Source organism: Ignavibacteria bacterium (assembly GCA_041649015.1).
GTDB lineage: Bacteria > Bacteroidota > Ignavibacteria > Tepidaquicellales > Tepidaquicellaceae > CAIKZJ01.
Window position 1 is genome coordinate 148,696 of record JBAZNU010000003.1, and the last position, 17,853, is coordinate 166,548.

General features: G+C 38.1%; 20 protein-coding genes and 1 tRNA gene. 11 read left to right on the plus strand and 10 right to left on the minus strand.

The window, feature by feature from the left end:
- Positions 1 to 118: 118 nt before the first annotated feature.
- The 6 genes from mazG to WC644_06410 are packed head-to-tail and all read left to right on the plus strand — an operon-like array spanning position 119 to position 6,156.
- Positions 119 to 913, plus strand: a complete 795-nt coding sequence (gene mazG / locus WC644_06385; GenBank protein ID MFA5011567.1) for a nucleoside triphosphate pyrophosphohydrolase — start codon at positions 119 to 121, stop codon at positions 911 to 913.
- Positions 914 to 1,354, plus strand: coding sequence for an NUDIX domain-containing protein (locus tag WC644_06390; GenBank protein MFA5011568.1), 441 nt, complete (start codon positions 914 to 916; stop codon positions 1,352 to 1,354). It begins immediately after the preceding gene.
- Positions 1,332 to 2,573: a D-alanyl-D-alanine carboxypeptidase/D-alanyl-D-alanine-endopeptidase gene (gene dacB, locus WC644_06395; protein MFA5011569.1), complete on the plus strand. Its 1,242-nt coding sequence runs from the start codon at positions 1,332 to 1,334 to the stop codon at positions 2,571 to 2,573. The genes WC644_06390 and dacB overlap by 23 nt, the downstream gene beginning before the upstream one ends.
- Positions 2,574 to 2,580: 7 nt before the next feature.
- On the plus strand, positions 2,581 to 2,847 hold the full coding sequence (locus tag WC644_06400; protein MFA5011570.1) for an ATP-dependent Clp protease adaptor ClpS: 267 nt from the start codon (positions 2,581 to 2,583) through the stop codon (positions 2,845 to 2,847).
- Between the two features lie 58 nt (positions 2,848 to 2,905).
- Positions 2,906 to 4,930, plus strand: a complete 2,025-nt coding sequence (gene uvrB, locus WC644_06405) for an excinuclease ABC subunit UvrB (protein MFA5011571.1) — start codon at positions 2,906 to 2,908, stop codon at positions 4,928 to 4,930.
- A 14-nt stretch (positions 4,931 to 4,944) separates the two neighbouring features.
- The gene (locus WC644_06410) at positions 4,945 to 6,156 is read left to right on the plus strand and encodes a hypothetical protein (protein ID MFA5011572.1); all 1,212 of its coding nucleotides are present in this window, start codon (positions 4,945 to 4,947) and stop codon (positions 6,154 to 6,156) included.
- Here WC644_06410 and era read toward each other — a convergent pair.
- The 8 genes from era to WC644_06450 form a co-directional block, all read right to left on the minus strand.
- Entirely contained in the window at positions 6,153 to 7,040 is an 888-nt protein-coding gene (gene era / locus WC644_06415; protein MFA5011573.1) for a GTPase Era, read from the minus strand. The two genes, WC644_06410 and era, sit on opposite strands and share 4 nt — an antisense overlap.
- Positions 7,040 to 7,540, minus strand: a complete 501-nt coding sequence (locus WC644_06420) for a hypothetical protein (GenBank protein MFA5011574.1) — start codon at positions 7,538 to 7,540, stop codon at positions 7,040 to 7,042. Before WC644_06420 ends, era begins: the two co-directional genes overlap by 1 nt.
- Before the next feature lie 7 nt (positions 7,541 to 7,547).
- Positions 7,548 to 8,390: a tetratricopeptide repeat protein gene (locus WC644_06425; GenBank protein MFA5011575.1), complete on the minus strand. Its 843-nt coding sequence runs from the start codon at positions 8,388 to 8,390 to the stop codon at positions 7,548 to 7,550.
- Between the two features lie 62 nt (positions 8,391 to 8,452).
- Positions 8,453 to 9,961, minus strand: a complete 1,509-nt coding sequence (locus WC644_06430) for an aldehyde dehydrogenase family protein (protein MFA5011576.1) — start codon at positions 9,959 to 9,961, stop codon at positions 8,453 to 8,455.
- Between the two features lie 246 nt (positions 9,962 to 10,207).
- Positions 10,208 to 11,599, minus strand: coding sequence for a YCF48-related protein (locus WC644_06435; GenBank protein ID MFA5011577.1), 1,392 nt, complete (start codon positions 11,597 to 11,599; stop codon positions 10,208 to 10,210).
- A 3-nt stretch (positions 11,600 to 11,602) separates the two neighbouring features.
- Complete coding sequence (locus tag WC644_06440) at positions 11,603 to 11,758, minus strand: hypothetical protein (GenBank protein ID MFA5011578.1); 156 nt, start codon at positions 11,756 to 11,758, stop codon at positions 11,603 to 11,605.
- 4 nt (positions 11,759 to 11,762) lie between these two features.
- Positions 11,763 to 11,981, minus strand: coding sequence for a hypothetical protein (locus WC644_06445; protein ID MFA5011579.1), 219 nt, complete (start codon positions 11,979 to 11,981; stop codon positions 11,763 to 11,765).
- A 198-nt stretch (positions 11,982 to 12,179) separates the two neighbouring features.
- Entirely contained in the window at positions 12,180 to 12,671 is a 492-nt protein-coding gene (locus WC644_06450) for a hypothetical protein (GenBank protein ID MFA5011580.1), read from the minus strand.
- 423 nt (positions 12,672 to 13,094) lie between these two features.
- On the opposite strand from WC644_06450, the gene WC644_06455 reads away from it, so the two are divergent.
- From WC644_06455 to rplT, 5 genes are all read left to right on the plus strand, one after another.
- Positions 13,095 to 13,168: transfer RNA gene (locus tag WC644_06455), tRNA-Val, on the plus strand.
- Positions 13,169 to 13,263: 95 nt separating this feature from the next.
- Positions 13,264 to 15,198: a threonine--tRNA ligase gene (gene thrS, locus WC644_06460; protein ID MFA5011581.1), complete on the plus strand. Its 1,935-nt coding sequence runs from the start codon at positions 13,264 to 13,266 to the stop codon at positions 15,196 to 15,198.
- 20 nt (positions 15,199 to 15,218) lie between these two features.
- Entirely contained in the window at positions 15,219 to 15,860 is a 642-nt protein-coding gene (gene infC, locus WC644_06465) for a translation initiation factor IF-3 (GenBank protein MFA5011582.1), read from the plus strand.
- 23 nt (positions 15,861 to 15,883) lie between these two features.
- Entirely contained in the window at positions 15,884 to 16,081 is a 198-nt protein-coding gene (gene rpmI, locus WC644_06470; protein MFA5011583.1) for a 50S ribosomal protein L35, read from the plus strand.
- 147 nt (positions 16,082 to 16,228) lie between these two features.
- Positions 16,229 to 16,576 carry a 50S ribosomal protein L20 gene (rplT, locus tag WC644_06475; GenBank protein MFA5011584.1) on the plus strand — a complete coding sequence of 116 codons (348 nt, stop codon included), beginning with the start codon at positions 16,229 to 16,231 and terminating at the stop codon, positions 16,574 to 16,576.
- A 67-nt stretch (positions 16,577 to 16,643) separates the two neighbouring features.
- Here the strand turns inward: rplT and WC644_06480 are convergent, their stop codons facing one another.
- A complete protein-coding gene (locus WC644_06480; protein MFA5011585.1) occupies positions 16,644 to 17,009 on the minus strand; it encodes a YciI family protein in 366 nt (121 codons plus the stop codon).
- Positions 17,010 to 17,146: 137 nt separating this feature from the next.
- Positions 17,147 to 17,827, minus strand: a complete 681-nt coding sequence (aqpZ, locus tag WC644_06485) for an aquaporin Z (protein MFA5011586.1) — start codon at positions 17,825 to 17,827, stop codon at positions 17,147 to 17,149.
- Positions 17,828 to 17,853 lie beyond the last annotated feature (26 nt).

The window sequence follows — 17,853 nt, forward strand, 5'->3', positions numbered from 1 at the left end:
TATGAACTCTTTGATTTTACATCTATAATCTTTCTGAAATTTGTCACCTGTTTTTAAATTGAAAAACCTTTTTTAAATTAGTAATATGCTTAATTATTGAAAATGTAAATATGGCATATTGAACGAATCAGAAAAACTGCTTGCAGATAAGTTTATAGAGTTTGTGAACGTTGTCAGAAGATTAAGAAAAGAATGCCCCTGGGACATTGAACAAACACACAAAAGTCTTCGCCGCTGCCTTCTCGAAGAGTCTTACGAGGTTATTGAAGCTATTGATAATAGTGATATGACCGAACTTAGAAAGGAACTCGGCGATTTAATGCTGCAGGTTATTTTCCACGGTATTATGGCTGAAGAAACAAACGATTTTAATCTAATACAGGTTATTGAACAAGAAACAGCTAAACTGATTTACAGACACCCTCACGTTTTTGGTGACGCTGTTATCACAAACAGCGATGATGTTAAAACCAACTGGGAAAAACTGAAAAAACATGAAGGACGTAACTCTGTTCTTGACGGCATTCCAAAAGAACTGCCCGCTCTGTTTCGTGCATACAGGGTTCAAGAAAAAGCTGCTAAAGTTGGTTTCGACTGGAAAGACGTAAAGCCTGTTTACGATAAAATTCTCGAAGAAATAAACGAACTAAAACATAATATTGTGCATCATATATCACAGGATAAAATTGAGGATGAATTCGGAGATGTGTTGTTTTCAATCGTTAACTATGCCAGATTCCTTAAAATAAACCCCGAAGATGCTTTAAGAAAGACTATAGAAAAATTTATGTATAGGTTTCAAAAGATTGAAGAGTATGCTAAGACAAACGACCTTGAACTCGACCATATGACGTTTGAGGAAATGGATGAAGTATGGGTTAAAGTTAAAAACAATAGCAAGAACAATTTATAAATGATAACCAAGAACAATCATTCTGTAGGTATTATTCTGTTTCATAGGTTTCCTCGGAAGGTCATGTACCTTTTATTGAAGCAGCATCAAGGTCATTGGGGATTTCCTAAAGGTCATATAGAAAAAGGTGAGAGAATAATCGATACCGCTGTAAGGGAACTGAGGGAGGAAACAGGAATTAAGAAAATAGTATTTGTTAAAAAGAAAATTCTTCTCAGAGATAAATATTCTTTCAAGAACGGGAAATCTAAAGTAAATAAAAATGTTGATTATTATGTGGCCGAATCTCTCGTTGATAAAGTCAGGATTGACGGCAAGGAAATTCTTAACTATAAATGGTTATCCGTAGAAAAAAGTTTTGAAAGACTTACTTTTAGCAAGTCAAGAAAAATATTGAAAAGAGCAAACAAAATAATTAATGAGTATATTTCAGATAAGTAAAAAAGCAATCCTTACAGCTTTATTGCTGTCCTTCGTTTTTGTTGCGTCATTATCTGCGGAGAAACATGATAAAATATCGCAGCTTAAAGACAGTATTGATGCCATTGTAAAGACTATAAACTGTGACGTATCAATCCAGGTTGCAAGTGCTAATAAATACGACTTGCTTTATGAATACCAGCCCGAAAAGAAAATGATACCGGCATCAATATCAAAATTAGTAACTTCTGCAATAGCACTAAAATTTCTCGGGCCCGGGTACGAGTTTAAGACGGTTCTTTATACAGATGATGTAAATATTAGTGATGGTGTAATAAACGGAAATCTTTATATAAAAGGTTATGGCGACCCTGAATTTGATACGGCAGACTTATTCACCCTGATAAAAAAGTTTCTTGCCCAGAATATAACTGAAATCACAGGTAATATCGTATACGACGACTCGTATCTCGACAAAGAGTATTTTGGACTAGCCGACTATTACTCTGGTGATACCAAACTTCAGTACTGGCCCTTCGTTAACGCTTTATGCATTGATAGAAACGCTAGCAGAACAAACCCTTCCGTTGTTATTGCCAACACGATTGAATATGAATTCAAGGATAAAGGTGTAACGCTTGGAGGTATTATTGTTGCGGGAACAACACCGGACTCCCCAAAGGAAATAGCGCGTATTACTCATTCAATGGCAGAGGTTCTTGTAAGCATGAACAAGCCAAGCGATAATCAATATGCTATCACACTCTTTAAAGTGGTTGGAGCTGTTCATGATTCTGCTCCGGGAACACTTAATAAAGGAGCTGACGCTGTGGTTGAATTATTCACAAGCATTGGAATATCACGTAGTGAATATGAATTCCTTGAAGGTTCAGGATTAACAAGGTTTAATTATGCTACATCAAACGTCTATATACAACTCCTTAAATATATGTTCGATGACGTTAAAACATTTGATATTTTTTACAACTCCCTTCCTGTGGCAGGTGTCGATGGAACACTTAAGAAAAGAATGATCGATACCGAAGCAATGTACAATGTTCATGCTAAAACCGGCTCAATTAATGGTGTCAGCACTCTTGCCGGTTACGCTATATCAAGAGATAATGAACTGCTGATTTTTTATATTGCAATGAACGGATTCAAAGGTGCAAACTGGACACCTTATAGAGATAAGCAGGATGAAATTTGTGAAGTTCTTTGTTCATTCTCAAGAAATTAAATTTTGTATGAGCACTAAAGAACAGGAATTATCGAACACAGATATTGATACACCAACTCAGAAAAAACTTCTGATATTTAACTCCACACATTTCTGGGATCAGGTGATTCTTCAGCTTCAGAAAGCAACCGGATTTGATATTATACAGTGTGAACAGATTGCTATAATAGCTCACACAAAGGGTAAAGCAGTTGTAAAATCTGGTGAAATGGAGGAGCTTGTCAGAATAAATAAAGTTCTTAAAGAAATCAACCTCATTACAGAAATTCAGTAAATCTAATTTCGAAGTGTTTAGACCTTAAAAATAATCTTACAAAAGATTATCTTTATTCATGAACTTTAAACTCGAATCAAATTATAAACCAACCGGTGATCAGCCAAAAGCCATTGAGGAATTAACACGGGCTTTAAAAAGAGATGAAAAGTATCAGGTGTTTCTCGGTGTTACAGGCTCGGGTAAAACATTCTCAATTTCGAACGTGATTGAGAATATAGGCAAACCCGTACTTGTAATGTCGCACAATAAGACGCTTGCAGCTCAGTTGTTTGGTGAGTTTAAAAGATTCTTTCCCGAAAATCGTGTCGAGTTTTTTATATCTTATTATGATTACTACCAGCCCGAGGCATACATTCCTTCAACTGATACATACATTGCTAAGGATTTATCAATCAACGAAGAAATTGACAGGTTAAGACTACGGGCTACTGCATCACTGCTTGAAGGTCGCAGTGATATTATTATAGTTTCCTCTGTTAGTTGTATTTACGGCATTGGGGCTCCGGAAGATTATGCTGAACAGGTTCTTGTGCTTCGTAAAGGGCAAATGATTTCAAGAAAGCATTTGCTTACAACACTTGTTAATATCCATTACGTTAGAAACGATTCCGATTTCAGAAGAGGCAACTTCCGTGTAAGAGGAGATACAGTCGAAATCGTACCTGCTTACGAAGATGAAAAGGGTATAAGAATAGAGTTGTTCGACAACATTATTGAAAGAATTAGTTATATTGAAAGGTTAACCGGAAGAACAATTGGCGTTGATGATAGTGTATCAATCTATCCCGCAAAATACTTCGTTACAACTCAGGAAAAAATTGATGAGGCAATTGATGATATTAGAAAAGAAATGTACGAACAGATCCAGTATTTCCAGAAGAACGATAAACTTATTGAAGCACAGAGAATAGAGCAGCGTACAAACTTCGATATTGAAATGATTAAAGAAGTTGGATATTGTACGGGTATTGAAAACTATTCAAGACATCTTGACAGGCGTGCTGCAGGAACAAGACCTTCATGTTTGTTCGACTATTTCCCTAACGATTTTCTTTTGGTTGTTGATGAGTCCCATGTGTCTGTTCCGCAAATCAGGGGAATGTATAACGGCGACAGAATGAGAAAGAAGACTCTTGTTGAACACGGATTTCGCCTGCCGTCAGCTCTTGATAATCGGCCAATGACTTTTGAAGAATGGGAGGCAGCTATAAATCAAGTTATATTTGTAAGTGCAACTCCAAGCGATTATGAGCTAACTAAAAGCGGCGGCTCAATAGTTGAACAGGTGATTCGTCCAACAGGTCTTCTTGACCCCGAGATACAGGTAAGGCCGGTGAAGAATCAGATTGATGACCTTATAAATGAGATTAGAATAAGAAGCACTAAGAAAGAAAGAGTTCTTGTTACAACCCTCACAAAAAGAATGAGTGAAGACCTTACGGATTATTTAGAAGGTATTGGTGTTAAAGTTAAATATATGCATTCTGAAGTTGATTCCCTCGATAGAGTTGAAATACTTAGGGGACTCAGACTTGGAGAGTTTGACGTTCTTGTTGGCGTTAACCTTCTGCGCGAAGGGCTTGACTTGCCGGAAGTATCATTAGTCGCAATTCTTGATGCCGATAAAGAAGGGTTTCTGCGTTCCGAAAAGTCATTGCTTCAGACAGCGGGTAGAACAGCCCGAAACGTGAACGGACTCGTCATAATGTACGCCGATAAGGTTACGGATTCAATGAGGAAAGTTATAAACGAAACCGCAAGAAGAAGAAAGATACAGAATGATTACAACAAGGAACATAATATTGAACCTAAGACTATATATAAGACTTACGAGGAAATTATGTCGACTACTATAGTAGCGGATTCTAAAGCAAAATATGACCCTAAGAGAAAGTCAAAGAGTGACGAGAAAACCTCTCTGTCAGTTCTTACGGAGCCGCTATTCAAGAAGATTAATAAAGAACAGCGCAAAGAATTAATTGAGCAGCTAAGAAAAGAAATGATTAATTCTGCAAAAGACCTTGAGTTTGAGCGTGCTGCTGAACTAAGAGATGAAATTAAAAGACTTTCAGACGAATAATAATTTTATAATTTATGAGGAAAATCATAATAGTGTTACTCTTTATTTCAAGCGTCGATGTCTATTCACATACGATAGCAGGAAAAGTACTGGATGAAAGATATTTTCCTGTACCTAATGTAACAATTGCCATTACTGGAGGCGGATCTGCAAGTACGGGAAGTGACGGCAAGTTTATAATTTCAACTGACGACTGGAATTATGACCTTCTTCTTTATGATTTATCTTCAAATATCGGTGTTCTGTACAAAGACCTGTCTGTTAAAAATCCGGAGCTGATATTTTTTGGACTTAACGCATCACGTAATATCAATACTGAGTTTGTTAAAGTAGAATTTCCAATCTTGTCGAGCGGAAGAAGTGCAATTATAAAATTCTTAGCCGAGGATGTTTTCAGCTGCGAGGATGTCTTTGCCTCTGCGGGTGAAAGGACAAAAGTTGTTAACATTAACTTTCCCTCATACATTACAAGACTTAACGGCAGAATGATATACCTTGAAAAAACTCCGACAGCATACATAAAGTATTTAGAATATCCGATGACTATAATGAAAGAAGGATATCCGCAGACAGTAGTCTTCGATTCTTTGTCATACGGAAGGACACCAGGCACATCAAGCGTTACAATATATCCTCCTGCATTTGCTTATGATATGAAGGGCTTTTCTGTCTTTGCAGATTTTCTTTCACAGCACAGGAATGCAGAACTGACTTTAAACGTAACGGAAGGCGATATAATATCTTCCAAGATTATTGTACCTCAGAACTTACCGTATGGTTACAGATTAAAGATTGAAGGCAGGGGAGGATTAAAGAATGGCGGAAGTTTTGTCAGTAATACTTACTCTTATCCCGGAGCAACATACAACATAGGAACAGAAACCGCACCAAGACTTGATGCTCCGCAGGATAAATACTGGGGAGTTTCGAACAACACGATGTTTTCATGGGACTGGGGTACCGGAACAGGAATCTATGTCGTTCATTTCCATGCCTTCATGCCTGTGGGTGATTTTTATGTTGTTACAAGAGAAAGGGAACTTAAAAATCCTAAGGATATTGCTCGAAGCATTCTTGAAAGCAATGAATATTCATGGGAGGTCAGCAAATACCTAACTTATACTTCAGTTGATGATTACGTTAAGCCGAGATTGTTTGCAAATGACCTTGGATACAAGGCGGTTCTTACCTCAGAAATGAGAACGTTCAGGATTAATCCTTTTTAAAATATATCCTTCAGGAAGCGGTTATCTTTTCGCCAGTCTTTTCTGACTTTAACGAATAGTTTTAGGAAAACTTCTTTACCGATAAATACTTCAATATCTTTTCTTGCACGTTCACCGAGCTTTTTAATCATTTCCCCTTTCTTGCCAAGAAGTATAATCTTTTGTGTTTCTCTTTCAAGAATTATGTCAGCGTTAATGAAATCCTTCTGACTTTCTTCTCTTTCTTTAAACTCCCGCACTTCAACATGAACACTGTATGGAATTTCTTCTTCATATAGTTCGAGAATTTTTTCTCTGATTATCTCTGAAACGAAAAACTTTTCGGGTTTATCTGTAAGTGTTTCACGGTCGTAGTAAAAGTCACCCTCGGGCAGATGCTCAATCAGTTTAAGCTTAAGTAAATCAAGGTTTAAGCCCGTTACTGCCGATATTGGGATAATTTCTTCAAACTTTAATTCCTGCTGAAGCGTGACTATTTTGTCGGTAATCTGTTCCTGCTTAAGATAGTCACATTTGTTCAAAGCTATTATTCTTTTGAATGACGAAAACTCTCTTATAAAATCTTCTTCAATCTTCTTCAGGTCCTTAATAGTTATATTCATGCCGTCAATAAGATAGAGAACCAGGTCGGTTTCAAGAAATGATGACCTGATTTCTTTCTTCATAAATTTCTGCATTTCATACTTTGGTTCAAGAACTCCGGGTGTATCAACAAATATAATCTGATAATCTTTGCCTGTAAGAACTCCCTGTATTCTGTTTCTTGTAGTCTGCACTTTTTTGCTGACTGCCGACAATTTGAAATCAAGAAACTTATTCATAAGGGTGGACTTTCCCGCATTGGGTTTACCTATTATAGAAACATATCCGCTTTTAGTTACCATTAATTTATCACCCTTAACTGATTTTTATTATTTAATATTATCTGGGGTTTGCCGTTATATTCACCAATCTTACCTTTGACTTCAACTGTCTTGTTTTTATAATCCATTAAATCGCCGAAGACCTCAAACTTGTCGGGGAATATAACTGCCGTAAAAGTATTTTTTGGATACTTGTTGTCAAAGTTCAGGTAAGAAACCTTTTCACGAACAACCACATCTGCCACATAGCCCGTTACTACAGCATAGGAACCTTTTTTCCCGGCAGTCTCCGAGCTTTTTAATGTTATGTACTGTTGCGAGGTGTTCTTTTGGGGTTTTGAAACAGGTTCCTCCTTTGTTTCGATTTCTTCAGTACTTTCAGTTTCAGCAGTTATATTTTTCTCTTCAGCGGCGGCTTCTTTTTTCGGCTCTTCTGTCTTTATTATTTTAACTTCTTCCTTTTTCTGCCCGCAGGCTGTCAGTAAAACAAATGTAAACAATATTATGAACAGGGATTTCATAACAGATTTATTTAAGTTTATCTTTTGCTTCTTTCAGATAGTTTGATACCGACGCATCGTTCCTTAGTTCGGGTTTAAGCTTCAAACCATACTCAATGTCTTCGACTGCCTTGCTGTAATCACCAATGGCAAGATACAGAATTCCTCTGCGTATGTACGCTTCGCCGTCGGACGAGTCGAGCTCTATTGCCTTTTTATAATCTTCCATTGAAAGTTCATACTTCATAAGATACTTATAAATAGTTCCTCTGAAATAATAACTCTTAGCGATAGAAGGATCTGTCTGTATAGCTTTGTTAGCCTCAACGAGAGCTTCTTCAAACCTGTCAAGATTCAGCAGCAGTGCTCCGCGGTTCCAGTAAGTATCGACCTTTGAGGGGTCAATTTCTTCTGCTTTTGCGTAAGTATCAAGTGCTTCGTTAATTTTGCCAAGCTGTCCGTAAAGCGTACCAAGGGAGACCAGCGACATGATATCGTTCGGGTTTATCTGTAAAGCATGGTTCAAATCCTTGTAAGCGTTCTCAATATCATTCATGAATAAATAAGCAGCTCCGCGGTTTGAATAAGCCCTTCCGTAGTTAGTATCTAAATCGATTGCCTTGGTGAAATTTTCAATTGATGTTTCATAATTCTTCTGCATCAGATGGATAAATCCTATTGAGTTGTAAGCTGTTGATTCTTTTGGGTCTTTGCTGATGATTATTTTAAAGTAACTGAGAGCTGCTTCATAATCTCCTTTAATCAGAGCGTCATCACCCTTTTTGTAAAGTGTATCAATCGGCTGTGAATGCAGTAATGATGCGCAGAATAAGATGCTGATAAAAAGTGAAGTAAATAATTTAATGTTCATAATTTATTCTTAAAGAAAAACCCGCAGTGTAAAATATCCGCGGGTTAATAAATAAAATAAAATTAATAATTATCTATTTGTGCTCTCTGAAGTTTGCCCGAGTAGTCAATATAAACTGCTTTCCATTCAGTATAGAAATCATACACCGTCCAGCCGCCTTCTCTGTGTCCGTTACCCGTTGCTTTAACACCACCGAAAGGCATGTGCGCTTCCGCACCAATCGTTGCTCCGTTTATGTATGTTATGCCTGCCTGTATGTCGCGGACTGCTTTGAATGCATCGTTTACGTTGTTAGTAAATATGCTTGATGAAAGACCATACTCGGTTCCGTTAAGTATTTCTATACCTTCTTCGAGTGATGAGCATTTAAGAACAGCGAGAACAGGTCCGAATATTTCTTCTTTTGCAATTCTCATATCGGGAGTTACATCCTTGAATATCGTTGGTTTATAGAACCAGCCTTTTGCAAGAGAGCCATCCTTTGCATAGTCGCCGCCTGCAACGAGAGTTGCTTTGTCTTCGTTGAGCCCTATCTTAACGTAATCATTTACTGTCTCTCTTTGTTCTTTGCTGACGCAAGGACCTACATCAACGCCTTTGTCATTTCCGTAACCGAGTTTTAGTTTGTTTACTCTTGTTACAAGCATATCAAGAAATTTATCATGAATGTCTTTATGGAGTATCAGTCTTGAAGTTGCGGTACATCTCTGTCCCGTTGTTCCGAAAGCTCCCCAAAGAACAGCATCGAGAGCGAGTTCGAGATTTGCGTCGTCCATGACAATCTGAGCGTTCTTTCCGCCTAATTCGAGAGAAACTCTTTTTAGTTCTCTTCCGCCGACTTCATTAATTCTCTTTCCAACTGCGGTTGAGCCCGTGAATGAAATTAAATCTATATCCTTGCTTTCAAGAAGTGCCTCGCCGACAACTCTTCCGCTTCCATGGACAATATTGATTACTCCGGGGATATAATCCTTGCCGAGCACTATATGCATTGCCTCGTCAATAATCTTAACGAGAGTATTTGCAGTCTTTGGTGTTAACTCTGCAGGTTTGAAAACCACAGTATTTCCGCAAACGAGAGCAGGAAATATTTTCCATGTTGGGATTGCCATTGGAAAGTTCCAAGGTGTGATAATTCCGGCAACTCCAATAGGTACTCTAAAGCTCAGGTTCATTTTATTCGGGAGTTCGCTAGGTGCATTTATTCCGAAAAGTCTTCTGCCTTCTGATGCTGCATAGTATGCAGTATCAATGCCTTCCTGAGTGTCGCCTTTTGTTTCAGCGAATACCTTGCCCATTTCCCTTGTCATTTCATGAGAAATATCATCTTTTCTTTCGAGCATAATATCGCCGACAACTTTAAGAACATCGCCTCGTTTGGGTGCGGGCACGAGTCTCCATTTCTTTAAAGCTTCTTTTGCCGCTTTGATTGCTTCCTGAACATCGTCGTTTTCCGATGCTGGAAACATTCCTATTAAATCATCCACATCTGCAGGATTTCTATTCTCTGTATATTTGCCGCTCTTTGGTTCTTTCCATTCGCCGTTAATAAAATTTTTGAAGTGTTCCATATTGTAAAATGAGTTTATATATTAAGGTTTAATAAAATTTGTGAATTAATTAAAGAAAATATGCATTCGATATGAGATTAAAAATTCAAATAATATTAAATGAATTCAACCTGTAAATATCTCCTTCCAACTTTTGTCAAACGCCTATACTTATTTGCAGAGTGTTTCATTAATTTATTCGCTTATAATCAACACCTACGAACGAATACTACTTATTACAGTAAATAGAGAAAATCTGAAGTGTCATTATTTAACTAAAAGCATCCTCTTCGTTTCGCTAAAACCCTCCGTCATCAATTTGTAAAAATATACGCCGCTGCCGAAGGTCCGCCTATGCTCTGTGGCAGATTCAATATTAAACGTCACTTCGTACGTGCCGGGTGCAAGTTGTTCGTTTACCAAAGTTTCAACTTCTCTTCCAAGTGCGTCAAATACTTTTAATGTTACTACTGAATTCTGACTTCTGGATTCTGACTTCTGAATATCAAACCTTATCTTCGTCAGTGGATTAAACGGGTTTGGATAGTTCTGCCCCAATGAATATAAAGAAGGAATTTCAGTACTGACATTTTTAACAAAAGTAATACCTGCTGTCGTTGTTTTCATTATTTTTTTATTCAGCGGGGGAGGTATTCCCCATGTGGAAAGTATGACCCATCCCGTACTTTCATTAAGAAAGAATATTTTGTGAACACTTGAATTATAACCCCTTTTCTGTAAAATCCAGTTTGTTCCTGCATTCGTAGTATAAGATATTATGCAAGAATCAGAGCCAAAGAATCCACCGCACCATCCGGTTGAAGGATTAACAAAGAACATATCATTATATCTCTCGTTTTCTTCCGGGGTAAAATTCCAGTTATCTCCGCCATTTGATGTTTTGAAAAACCTTGTGGAGGTACCCGTACTGTTTAAAGCATAAGCTGTGTTATAATCAAATGCTTGAATTTTAAAAAAATAGGAGCTTACGTTTGCGGAATCACGATGCTGTACCGTCCACGTATCGCAACCATCTGTTGTTTTCAATATCCTCGTTACACTTGGTTGATAATCGCTTGTTCTTTTCGAAACCACATATCCTGTGTTCTGGTTTATAAAACTTAAACTATTGCAGTATTCCGAGAATTTCTCGCTGAAATTAATCCCTCCGTTCGTTGATTTATAAATACCCCCTTTATAAAAAACCTCAATATAAGCAATGTTGGAAACTATAATATCATTTACGTTAAAAGGGATAATGTTGGAAATAGCTCCGTTCATTGTATAAGATGAATCGTGAAAAATTTTTAACCAGTTATTACCGCTGTCCGTAGTTTTAAAAAGATATCGTGTATATGTGTATTCACTTATGTGGTGTCCACCTCCTGCAAATCCTGTGCTCTGATTCAGAAAAGAAATTGTTAAAAGTTCAGCCGGCGAAGTAAGGTTCAGTGGAACGGAAAACCAGTTCAATCCACCGTTCGTTGACTTGAAAATACAGTTTGTATCAGCCGTGATGAATCCGGTATTTGCATTTATAAATTCAATATCTTTAAGTTCCGCATTGATACCTGTACTATATACTATCCACCCGGTTTGTGACTTCAGACTAACACTAAAGATTAATAAAACAGTAAAAACAAAAACTATTCTCTTCATATATTATTTAATTAAAATCATCTTTCTTGTTTCACTAAAACCCCCCGTCACCAGTTTATAAAAATACACGCTGCTATTAAGTTCTGAACCATCGAAAGTGGTTTCATACGTGCCGTGCTGTAATCTTTCATTCACAAGTGTTTGGACTTCGCGGCCCATTATGTCATATATCTTCTAATGAAGAGGGAATCCAAGAATTTCCATTGTTAGAAAAATAATAAACTCCAGAATAATCATATCCTATTATGATTTTATTATCTGATACTATAATTGGATTAACAGCATTGTTATAAGTAACTGGAAACCCATTACTTATCTGCTCCCACTGGGCATTGGCGCTCATCGCCGCGAACATCATTAAAACAACAAATAGTTTTTTCATGATAGTAAAATTACTTAATATGACGGTTGTTTTCTGCTTTAAACATTCTTTAAATCTGGAATTAAATATTTAAAACGGGAGTCCGGCAAGTCGGTATCTCTCGGTTAAAAGTAAAAGAATTTCTTGTAATTATAAATGCTAATTATTTACCGTACAAAATATGATAGGATGAAAGAGTATAATCTACAAAAAGATATGTCAGAAATACAGACCTTCTACGAACTTTGAGAAGTTTTCGCCTATGTAGCGGAAGTTGTTCAATACGTGGAGTAAGAACTCGTCATCGGTTCTTTGTTTGTAGTAAGGGTTGCGTGTGAAGTAGCCGTAAAAGCGGCCGTTCTCATCAATAATCATTGGGGGTGTTGTTCCGTACTCATTCCATGGGCTGAGATGGCTGAACTCGTTCCCGAATTCGCTGAACTCGCTCCATATAGAGAGATTGTTTAACTTTGTGCCATAGATTCCATATTCATTCCAGATAGATTCGGAATGATACTGAGTACATGTTAGGCATCCGAGATATACGTCGTGGTTCTCTCCGCCGAAGAGCATTAGTTTCTGGGCGAAGAGCGATGAAGAAATCAAAAGGAACAATATTACGAGTAAACTTTTCATTGTGTTAAAATAGAATAAATACGGGAATAAAGCAAGAAAGCAAATCGCTTGAAAAATCGAATTGCAGATTAACACGGATGAAAAATATTAAAACAGAATATTTCAAATCGAAGGATTCAAAGCTTTCAAAGAGAAAATGAAAATTAGTAATTACAACGAACAGAAACTCTTTACCACCAAAACACTAAAAGAATATGGGGATTTTCTTTGTGAAAGAGCGAAAAAATATTAAAAAATGAGGGTATTGAATAAACAGCAAGTTAGTGAAGGCAGGATAAGACCAAGTTAAGACTAATTAGAGGCCAATTAGAGACAAGTTATGAAAAAGAAATAAGAGGGTTAAGAGCGAATTTTGAATTTGTTGTATTAACAGGTGTTTATATTTTGAGATTTTTGGTGAAAAGACAAGGAGAGTAGGATTTGAGATTTGATAAAAATCTTGAAGTGGAGTAAGAAATCGGTTGAAAAAAAGCGGAGAAATAGTTAATTTATATGTTCGGGCGGTTAGCTCAGTTGGTTAGAGCGCCACGTTGACATCGTGGAGGCCATTGGTTCGAGTCCATTACCGCCCACAAGAGTTTTATGAAGTAAGTTCTGTAATTCACACCTTATCAAACACTTCTTTTGGTATTTTTCGGGAACTTGCAGAACAGAAAATTATAATAATTTGGATAACATAATAAAAATAACGTTTCCTGACGGGACTGAAAAAGAATTCAGCTCAGGTGTAACATCTTTTGAAATTGCAAAAAGCATAAGCGAAAGATTTGCACAGCAGGTTTTATTTGCCGAAGTGAACGGAGTTCAGAAAGATTTATCAGCACCTATTACAAAAGATGCAAGGATAGTTTTTCACAAGTTTGATTCGGATGAAGGCAAAGAGCTTTACTGGCATTCATCTTCGCACGTAATGGCGCAGGCGATAGAAGTGCTTTATCCGGGCGCAAAGTTCGGCGTGGGACCTGCTATTGACAGCGGCTTTTATTATGATATTGATTCAGAGCACAAGTTTACCGAAGAAGACCTCAAAAAGATTGAAGAGCGCATGCTGGATATCGCAAAGAGGGATATTCAACCCTTGAGGGAAGTAATGAAAAGAACCGATGCTATAGAATTTTTCAAGACAAAGAGAAAAGACGAATATAAGGTTGAGATACTCGAAACGATTGCAAAAGATGAGGACATGGTCTCGCTGTACCATCAGGGCGGGTTTACAGACCTTTGCAGGGGACCGCATTTGCCGAGTACAGGTAAGATAAAAGCAGTAAAACTGATGTCAATCTCGGGTTCGTACTGGAGAGGTGATGAGAAGAACAAAATGCTTCAGAGGATATACGGAATAACATTTCCCTCTCAGAAGGAACTTGACCATCATTTAAAGATGCTTGAAGAAGCGAAGAAGCGTGACCACAGAAAACTCGGGAAGGAACTTGATTTGTTCTTCTTCCACGAAGTGAGTCCGGGTGCGCCTTTCTGGCTTCCGAACGGAATGATTATTTACAGAGAGATAGAATATTTTTCAAGACAGCTTCATGACAAATACAGGTATGACGAGATAAGCACACCGATAGTTGTGAAAGAGCAGTTATTCCAGACATCGGGGCACACATCACATTATCTTGAAAACATGTTCAAGATAATAACCGATGACGAGCCGATGTATCTGAAACCGATGAACTGTCCTGAGGCGACAATAGTCTATTCATCAAAGATGAGAAGTTTCAGAGACTTGCCTCTGCGTTTAAGCGAGCTCGGCAGGATGCACAGGAACGAGATACGCGGTGCACTTGGCGGGATGTTCAGAGTAAGACAATTTACGATGGACGATGCTCATATATTCTGCACTTACGACCAGATTCTTGAGGAAATAACTAAAGTGCTTCAATTAATGACAGAGACTTACTCAACATTTGGTTTTACTCCGATGTACTATCTTTCAACCAGACCTGATGAGGCAATGGGTGAGGTTGAAGTCTGGAATAAGGCGGAAGAATCCCTTGCACAGGCGCTAAAGGCGAATAACCTTTCTTATAAAGTAAATGAGAAAGACGGGGCTTTTTATGGACCGAAGATTGATGTACACATAAAGGATGCATTAAACAGAACATGGCAGCTTGCGACGGTACAGCTTGATTTTAATCTTCCCGAAAGATTTGATTTAACTTATGAAGGTTCTGACGGACAGAAACACAGACCGATAATGATACACCGGGCGATATATGGAAGTTTTGAAAGGTTCGTAGGAATACTGACCGAGCACTTTGCGGGAAACTTCCCTGCATGGATAGCACCTGTACAGGTTGCAGTACTGCCTTTAACAGACGCACAGCAGGAATATGCTAAGAGCGTTTACGATACATTGTTCAACGAAGGATTCAGAGTATATCTTGACGACAGAAGCGAAAAAGTTAATTACAAAATACGCGAAGCTGAGAACAGAAAGATACCATATATGCTCGTGCTCGGACCTAAAGAAGCACATAGCGGCAGCGTATCGCTCAGGATACACGGTGCGGGCGATAAGGGTGCTTTTGAATTGAAAGAATTCATGCAAAGAGTTAGATTAAACGTTACGGCAAAAAAAACAAAGTACGATTTTTAAATTTTAGGAAGGTTAAATAAATTAAAGACAAAAAGTACAAGGAAAGAGTAAACCAGGAAATAACCGCTTATCAGGTAAGAGTAGTAGATGAAGACGGGCAGCCGCTTGGAGTTATGCCGCTGCATGAAGCGTTAAGAACAGCAACCTCAAGAGGACTTGATTTAGTGGAAATTGCAGCAGGCTCGAAGCCTCCGGTGTGCAAGATAATAGATTACGGAAAGTATACTTACGATAGACAGAAGAAAGATAAACTGACGAAGAAGAATCAGAACGTAATGACGGTTAAGGAAATAAGATTCAATGCAAACACTGATTCGCACGACATAGAATTTAAGACGAAACATTTAAGACAGTTTCTTCTTGACGGACACAAGGTAAAGACCTCAGTGCTTTACAAAGGTAGAATGATAACGCATCCCGAAATAGGGCAGAAACTGATGAGCGACGTACTGGAAAAGCTGAAAGACATAGGGAAGATAGATTCAAAACCGAAGCTCGAAGGTAAGATGCTCACATGTTTTTTAGTACCGGATAAGAATAAAATACTTTCATACAGAGCGAAGCTTGCGAAAGAGATTAAGAAAGCAGATGTACCGGCTCTGACCGAAGCCGTTAAAGAAGAGACAACTGCGGAAGAGCAAAAAACACAAACAGAAAATTAATTAACAAATAAATAAAGCACAATATGCCTAAGATGAAAACGAACCGTGCATCAGCCAAGAGATTCAAGGTTACAGGCTCGGGGAAAATCAAAAGAGAGAAATCCGGCAGAAGTCACATTTTGACAAAGAAGTCACCTAAGAGGAAGAGACAGCTTGCAACGGCAACGCTCGTATCTAAAGGCGACGAAGGAAGAGTCAAAAGAATGATTCTTGCGGAATAACTTTCTGAAAGAAGTCTTAAAGAAAGACTATAAAGTTCTTTAAAATATTTATTCCTCCGAAAACAGGAATAATTTAAACAAGAAGAGGTCTCGAAATTCCGCAGCGCGGGATGCCTCAATTTTTAAATTAAACGAAAGGTAATATCAATGCCAAGGTCTAAAAACAAAGTCGCCGCACACAGGCGCAAAAAAGCAGTTCTAAAACAAGCCAAAGGATACGTAGGGGCAAGAAGCAAGGTTTACACTGTTGCGAAGAATGCAGTTGAGAAGGGCTTATCACACTCATACAGAGACAGAAAACTTAAGAAGAGAGTTTACAGAAATCTCTGGATAGTCAGAATCAATGCAGCAGCAAGAATAAGCGGAGTATCTTATTCGCAGCTGATGGGCGCATTAAGCAAGAAGAAAATAGATGTAAATAGAAAAACTCTTGCGGATATGGCGTACAACAACATTGATGCATTCAATGAATTTGTAAAATTCGCAATGAGCTAAGAGAAGAAAAAATTTTCTTATAAAAAGAAAGCGGACTTATAGTCCGCTTTTTGTTTATGGATGAAAGTTATTTCAAGGTTGAGCCTTTTGCCGCCCACCATTCGAGGATTTCTACTTTAAGGCGGCCTGCTATTACTGCCGGGTCTTCGTTGGCGAGGCGTTCGGCTTCTTCTTTAGATTTAACGCTGAATATTACGATGCCGCGAAGGTCGCCGTCACCGCCAAAGGGTCCTGCGATTTGTGTGTGTCCCTCTTTGTAAAGTTTTGAGAGGTGCTCCATGTGTCCTTTCTGTATGAGTGCTGTTTCAGCGGAGTCCTGAGTTCTATTATCACCGCGTTTAAGAAAACACATATAGTACTTTTTCATGATGAATGTTTGATCACCATCCTTCATTTCGAATTCGTCCTGAGAAAGGGCGGTGTTTGATATCATGCAGGATAGGAATATGAGAAGGAAGACAATGATTGTATTTTTCATAGTATTTAATGTTTATTTTTAATTGAATTAAGAAATAAAAAGAGTCTTTAATGAATATTAAAGACTCTTTTGTAAAACGCAAAATATAAATATTATTCCTTATCCTCAAGTACGAACTTCCAGACAAGACCAGCTAAGGCAGCTCCGATAAGTGGTGCAATAATGAACATCCAGAGTTGTTCGATTGCCGCTCCGCCAACGAACAGTGCGGGACCTATACTTCTTGCGGGATTTACAGATGTACCCGTAATAGGAATTCCGACTATGTGAATTATTACGAGAGAAATACCAATAGGTATTCCTGCAAAACCTGCAGGTGAATTCTTTGCCGTTGCACCGAGAATAACGATAAGAAAGATGAATGTTAAAACGACTTCAGCAATGAAACCTGAAATCAAAGGATATTTCATAGGTGAATATTCAGCGTACCCGTTTTGTCCGAGCCCGTTAGCAGCGATGTTATACGAGCTGAGACCTGATGCGATTAAATAAAGAATACCCGCACCTATGATAGCACCGATAATCTGAAATACAATATACATACCTGCGTCTTTGCCGCCGATGCGCCCTGCAACGAGTGCACCGACTGTAACAGCAGGATTAATATGGCAGCCGGACACGCCTCCTATTCCGTAAGCCATAGCAAGTACCGCAAAACCGAATGCAAATGAGATTCCGAGGAATCCAACTGAACCGCCTGATATAACTGCGGATCCGCATCCGATAAGAACAAGCACCATTGTTCCGATTAATTCGGCAATGTACTTTTTCATCTAATACTCCTTTTTAAGTTTTGAAA